A 6300-nucleotide genomic window follows, 5' to 3' on the forward strand; every position below is an offset into this window, starting at 1 on the left:
CGTGTTGACGCGACTTTAACAGCCGCGAAACCCAGTGACACCCGCCAATGGGTGATCTAGGTCATGGATGTGTAACGATTCCCCGCTGAGGAGCGACATTGCCGCCAACGTCGGCGTTCGTTACATCCGAGTAAGCGTAACCGAACGTTCAAGCGGGGCAACTCGGATGAGAGCTGCGCTACATTCGGGCTTTACCACTGGTTGCACTGGGTACTGAATCGTTTTCGCTGATCAGCGGCGTGCCATCCCAGTTAGCGGACGCTCACAGAGTGGGACCCGGCGCTGTGCGGACCGCTCTCCACCCCCAGACGGGGATTGTTCCCCACCAAACGAAGCCGAGGTCCCGTTCCCCCGCGTCGTGCGCGGGAGAACGGGACCTCGGCATTCCTGGAGGTCACGGGTCTCGTGGCCGGAGGAGGGAAGCACCACCTCCGGCCACGGACGACTCAGCGGGCCGCGACCGGCTCCGCGGCGGCGGCGTCCTCGCCGGACTGCTTGGCCAGCAGGTCGTCGACGTCGACGCTGTCGGGGTTGTTCAGGACCTCGGTCAGGCGCTCCTTGTCGAGGCCCTTCTGCCAGGCGGCGACCACGAGCGAGCCGACGCCGTTGCCGATCACGTTGGTGATGGCGCGGGCCTCGGACATGAACCGGTCGATGCCGACGATGAGCGCGATGCCGACGGCCGGGATGGCCGAGTGGGCCTCGAACGCCTGCAGCGAGGCCGCCAGTGTGACGAGACCGGCACCGGTGACGCCCGCGGCACCCTTCGACGCGATCAGCATGAACAGCAGCAGGCCGATCTGGACGCCGATCGACACGTCGTGCCCGGTGGCCTGGGCGATGAAGATCGCGCCCATCGTGAGGTAGATGCACGTGCCGTCGAGGTTGAACGAGTACCCGGTCGGGATCGTGAGGCCGACGACCGACTTCTGCGCGCCCGCCGCCTCCAGCTTGACCATCATGCGCGGCAGCACCGACTCCGAGGACGACGTGCCGAGCACGATCAGGATCTCGTCCTTGATGTAGCGCAGGAACTTGAAGAGGCTGAAGCCCGCGAACTTCGCCACCAGGCCGAGCACCACGATGACGAACAGCAGGCAGGTCGCGTAGAACGAGCCCATCAGCCAGAGCAGCTTGCCGAGCACGCTGCCGCCGAACTTGCCGACGGTGTAGGCGATGCCGCCGAAGGCGCCGATCGGCGCGACGTACATGACGATCTTGATGATGCCGAACATCACCTTGGACAGCGTCTCCATCGCGGAGACGACCTTGGCGCCGCGCTCCCCCATGCCGGCGACCGCGACAGCCACCAGGATGGCGACGACGAGCACCTGGATCAGCTGCCCGTCGGTGAAGGCGCTGACGAACGACTTCGGGATCAGGCTGAGGATGAAGCCGGTGACACCGGTCTCCGCGCTCGCGGCGGACTTGAGCGTCGCGTCGGCCTGGCTCGCGTTCAGCTCGATGTCGCCGCCGTGGTGGCCCGGCTGCACGACGTTCACGACGATGAGGCCGATGGCGAGCGCCACCGTCGTCATCGCGGTGAAGTAGAGGATCGTCCGCAGGGCCAGGCCGCCCGCCTTGGCGAGGTTCCCCAGACCCGCGATGCCGACGATGATCGTCGCGAAGATGGTCGGCGCGATGACGACCTTGACGAGGTTGACGAACAGGTCGGCGAGCCACTTCATCTCGGACGCCTGCGCCGGGAACAGGAAGCCGACTGCCGCGCCGAGCACGATGGAGACCAGCACCCAGAAGTACAGGTGCCGGTAGATCGGTTTGCGGCCGGTGGTGGTCGTCGCCACGGTTCCTCCTCGAACTTCGTGTTGGGTAGTGAGGGTGGGGGCCGCCACAACACCCGACAAGGCGACGTCGCGAAACTTCAGACAGACCTGACGTAACAGCTAGGCTTCGCCGGTGTCGCTCAGCCGTCGCACGCTTCTGCTAGGGGCCGGTCTGGCCCTCGCGGGGTGCACCCCGCGCAGGGTCGAGGCGCCCGCTGAGCTGCTGCTCGCGACCGGTCCGGAGGGCGCTGTCTTCCGCGAGGTCGGCGGCGCGCTCGCCGCCGCGGTGGCCGAGCAGCTGCCCGGCACGAGGGTCATCGCGATCCCGACCGCGGCGTCGGTGGAGAACATCCAGCTGCTGCGCTCCGGTGCGGCGCAGCTGGCTCTGTCCTCATTGGACGCCATCGAGGACCCGCCGGGGCTGCGCGCGGTCGGCAGGCTCTACGACAGCTTCATGCAGATCGCCGTGCCGATCGCGTCACCGATCCGCACGTTCGCCGACCTGGCGGGCAAGCGGATCTCGCTGGGCCCCAAGGGATCGGGCACGGAGTTCACCGCGGTGCGGATGCTGCGGGAGTTCGGTGTGTCCGCTGTGGACGAACGCATGGCCCACTCCGAGGCGTCCCGCAGGGTCGGGAACGGCTCGCTGGACGCGATGCTGGCGCTGACCGGCATCCCGACGCCCGCCATCACCGACCTGAAGGGCAAGGTCCGGCTGATCGACATCACGCCGGAGGCGACCAGGCTCGCGGACAACTACCAGGGCCCGTACATCCCGGCGACCATCCCGAGCACCACCTACGAGGGCGTGGCGGCGAACCACACGTTCGCGGTGCCGAACCTGCTGCTGGCACGCGACTCGCTGAGCGCGGACGTGGTCGAGGTCGTGACGCGCACGGTGTTCACCGAGACGGCGCGGATCGTGGAGGGGCACCCCGAGGCGTCGCGGATCAACGTCCGCACCGGCATCGCCACCGGTCTCGTGCCGCTGCACGACGGCGCTATGCGCTGGTTCCGTTCCGCGAAGCGCTGAGGGCCACCCGCACGTCCAGGCCCGGACCGGCGTCGTGCAGGGTGAGCGTGCCGCCTGCCGACTCGATGAGCTCGGCGCAGATCGCGAGACCCATGCCGGTGCCCGCGACGTTCTGGTGCCTGGTGGCCCGCCAGAACCGCTGCAGCGCCAGCTCCCGTTCCTCGGCGTCGAGCCCCTCGCCGTTGTCGACGACGTGCAGCTCGCCGGGTCTGCCGGTGACGCGGACCTCCGTGCCGCCGGACAGCCGGATCGCGTTGCTGACCAGCTCGTCCAGCACGCTGCCGAGCCCGCCGGGCGGCTCCTGCATGGTGAGCCCGGCCGGCAGGTCGATCCGCAGCTCCACCTCGGCCCTGCTCGCCAGCGCCTGCCACGCGGGGGTGTGGGTCGCGAGGAGCTGGTCGATGTCGACCGGCTCGGTCTGCCGGGCGCTGTCGAGCCGGGTGGCCGCGAGCAGCGTGTCGAGCACCCGCCCCATCTCCTCCGCCTCCTCGACGGCGATCTGGTGCGCCTCCCTGGCGTGCTCGCCCTCGACGTGCGGCTCCAGGTTGTCGACGGCGAGCCGCAGGCTGGCCAGCGGGTTGCGCAGCTGGTGCGAGGCGTCCGCGACGAACGCCCGCTGCCGGTTCAGCGCCCTGCCGACGACGTCGACCATGGTGTTGAAGCTGCGGGCCAGGCGCCGCAGCTCCGGCGGCCCGCCGACCTCGTCCGCCCGCACGTCCAGGTTGCCCTGCGCGACGGCGGCGGTGGCCTCGTCGAGCTTGCTGACCGGCCGCAGCACCCACCGCGACATCGGCCAGGCCGCGGCGACCACGGCCAGCATCGGCGCCAGCCCGACCAGCGCCATGAGCCCCCACTGCCGCAGCACCTCGGTCCGCAGCCCGCCCGTCTGCGAGATCGTGACGACGGCGGCCACGACCTCGCTGTCCCGCCCGACCGGTTCGACGACGACCATCGGCCCGGTGCGCCACGGCCAGCCCGTGTAGTCCGGCTCCGGCCGGATGCCGCCGTTCAACGCCGTGTCGAGGGCCTTCGTGACCGCGGGGTCGTCAGCGGGGTCGAACCCCGGCTCCGACGCCAGCAGAATCCGCCTGTCCGCGCTGACCAGCGCGACCGGGACGTCGTAGAGGACGTCGTAGCGCCGGATCTCCTGGCTCAGCGCCTCCAGCCGGTCCGACTGCAACGCGCTCTCGGCCAGCGAGGCGAACCTGCTCGCGTCGGCGAGGCGGTCGAGGTAGGTCGTCTGCGTCTCGCGCTGCACCACCGCGGACGCCAGCGGGATGCCGAGCGCCGCGACCAGGGCGACGAGCAGCGGAACGGTGATGACGAGCAGTCGGCGGAGCATCGCCACGGATTGTTCCGCACCCGCGACGCACTGTCTCCCGGGGACTCGTCACGTGGCGAGGCGGTAGCCCACTCCCCTGACCGTCTCGATCCGCACGTGCCCGCCGAGCTTGCCGCGCAACGCCGCGATGTGCGTGTCCAGCGTCCGCGACGGCGCCTCCCAGTGCGCCTGCCACACCTGGTCGACGATGAAGTCGCGGCTCACCACCTCGCCCCTGCGGGCCGCGAGGAGCGCGAGCAGGTCGAACTCCTTGCGGGTCAGCGCGAGCGCCTCCCCCGCGAGCGTCGCGGTGCGCGTCGACGCGGTGATCTGCAACGGGCCGACCTCGACGGGTGCCTCGGTCTCCGGACCCGCGCGGTGGGCACGGGTCCGCCGCAGCACGGCCTCGATGCGGGCGAGCAGCTCGGACGTGCCGAACGGCTTCACCACGTAGTCGTCGGCGCCCGCCCGCAGGCCGAGCACGCGCTCGCGTTCCTCGCCGCGCGCCGTCACCGTGATGACGGCGGTGCCCGGACGGTGCCGCAGCTCGCGCAGCACGTCCAGGCCGTCGCCGTCGGGCAGGCCGAGGTCGAGCAGCACCACGTCGGCGGGAGTGGCCCGCAACGCGTCGGCGGCCGTGGCCACCCGGTGCACCTCGTAGCCGGCGTGCCGCAACGCGGTCACCAGGCCCCTGGCCACCCGGTCGTCATCCTCGACGACGAGCACGCGCACAGGTCACTCCGGTTTGACGGACTCCGGGGAGTCCTTCTGGTCCTTCGCGTCACCGGCGTCCACGACCGGCTCGCCGGTCGCCTCGCCCACGGGCGTGTCGGTGGCGCGCGACGCCGCGATGTCCTCACGTTCGCCGCGGGACCGCGCGATGATGAAGTACGCGACCGCCCCGAGGAACACCAGCGCCGACACGAACACGTTCACGCGCGTGCCGAGGATCAGCGTCGCCTCGTCGGTGCGCATCAGCTCGATCCAGAACCGCCCGGCCGTGTAGCCCGCGACGTAGAGCGCGAACACGCGGCCGTGGCCCAGCCGGAACTTGCGGTCCGCCCACACGATCAGCAGGGCGACACCGAGGTTCCACAGCAGCTCGTAGAGGAACGTCGGGTGCACGACCTGGATCGGCGTGTGGTCGATCGCGACACCGGCCAGCGCGTCCTCACGGCCTTCCGGCGTGACGCGGCGGTAGATCTCCAGACCCCACGGCAACGTCGTGTCGCCGCCGTAGAGCTCCTGGTTGAAGTAGTTGCCGAGCCGCCCGATGGCCTGCGCCACCACGATGCCGGGCGCCAGCGCGTCCGCCATGGCGGGCAGCGGGATGCCCTTGCGGCGGCACCCGATCCACGCACCCACGGCACCGAGCGCGATGGCGCCCCAGATGCCGAGACCACCGTTCCAGATCTCCAGCGCCGTGAGCGGGTTCTTGCCCGGCCCGAAGTACTTCTGGTTGTCGGTGATGACGTGGTACAGCCGGCCGCCGACCAGGCCGAACGGCACCGCCCACACGGCGATGTCCGTCACGTCGCCCTTGATGCCGCCGCGTTCGACCCACCGGCGCTCACCCCACCAGATGGCGACGATGATGCCGGCGATGATGCACAACGCGTACGCCCTGAGGGGGAGCGGACCGAGGAACCAAACACCACGGTCTGGGCTCGGGATCGTGGCCAGGACGGCGTTCAACCCGTTCAACACGTCGACCACCGTACCGGTGGGCCCGTGAGCGCCCCGTGGGGACGCGCGATCGTTACCGACCTCGAACCACAACGGCGCCTGCGCGCGACCCCCGCTGGCGGTTCCGCTCCTAGATGATTGATTCCGTTTGGCTCTTGAGCTGAAGGCGGTCCTGAGACGCAGGAGGAGGGTGTCAAGATCAGGTTTGTGACGACCGATCTGGACACCCTCCTGACTGCACTTTACGTGTTCTGCGATGACCACCTGACACCACCCGAACGCAGACGTCCCGGCCGGCGCAAGAAGCTCTCCGACGCGGAGTTGCTGTGCCTGGCCGTGGCCCAGGTACTGCTCGGCTTCCCGTCGCAGCACCACTGGCTGCGTTTCGCCTACGGCAGGCTCGGGCACCTGTTCCCGTACCTGCCGCACCAGCCCGGCTACCACAAACGCCTGACCGCGGCGACACCGCTGATCCT

General features: G+C 70.0%; 5 protein-coding genes and 1 pseudogene. 2 read left to right on the plus strand and 4 right to left on the minus strand.

Annotated elements, in window-relative coordinates; all coding sequences use genetic code 11:
- Positions 1 to 446 precede the first annotated feature (446 nt).
- Positions 447 to 1805, minus strand: a complete 1359-nt coding sequence (dctA, locus tag BLT23_RS29580; RefSeq protein ID WP_090054808.1) for a C4-dicarboxylate transporter DctA — start codon at positions 1803 to 1805, stop codon at positions 447 to 449.
- Between the two features lie 112 nt (positions 1806 to 1917).
- Between dctA and BLT23_RS29585 the strand changes: the two genes are divergently transcribed.
- Positions 1918 to 2817: a TAXI family TRAP transporter solute-binding subunit gene (locus BLT23_RS29585; RefSeq protein WP_090054809.1), complete on the plus strand. Its 900-nt coding sequence runs from the start codon at positions 1918 to 1920 to the stop codon at positions 2815 to 2817.
- Here the strand turns inward: BLT23_RS29585 and BLT23_RS29590 are convergent.
- The 3 genes from BLT23_RS29590 to lgt are packed head-to-tail and all read right to left on the minus strand — an operon-like array spanning position 2786 to position 5854.
- Positions 2786 to 4159, minus strand: coding sequence for a sensor histidine kinase (locus tag BLT23_RS29590; protein ID WP_090054853.1), 1374 nt, complete (start codon positions 4157 to 4159; stop codon positions 2786 to 2788). The two genes, BLT23_RS29585 and BLT23_RS29590, sit on opposite strands and share 32 nt — an antisense overlap.
- Before the next feature lie 48 nt (positions 4160 to 4207).
- Complete coding sequence (locus BLT23_RS29595) at positions 4208 to 4870, minus strand: response regulator transcription factor (protein WP_090054811.1); 663 nt, start codon at positions 4868 to 4870, stop codon at positions 4208 to 4210.
- 3 nt (positions 4871 to 4873) lie between these two features.
- Positions 4874 to 5854 carry a prolipoprotein diacylglyceryl transferase gene (gene lgt / locus BLT23_RS29600; RefSeq protein ID WP_425434422.1) on the minus strand — a complete coding sequence of 327 codons (981 nt, stop codon included), beginning with the start codon at positions 5852 to 5854 and terminating at the stop codon, positions 4874 to 4876.
- A gap of 177 nt (positions 5855 to 6031) precedes the next feature.
- On the opposite strand from lgt, the pseudogene BLT23_RS29605 reads away from it, so the two are divergent.
- Positions 6032 to 6300, plus strand: a pseudogene (locus tag BLT23_RS29605) (IS982 family transposase); the annotation flags it as partial.

The sequence above is a fragment of the Lentzea fradiae genome (assembly GCF_900100955.1).
Taxonomy (GTDB): Bacteria; Actinomycetota; Actinomycetes; order Mycobacteriales; family Pseudonocardiaceae; genus Lentzea; species Lentzea fradiae.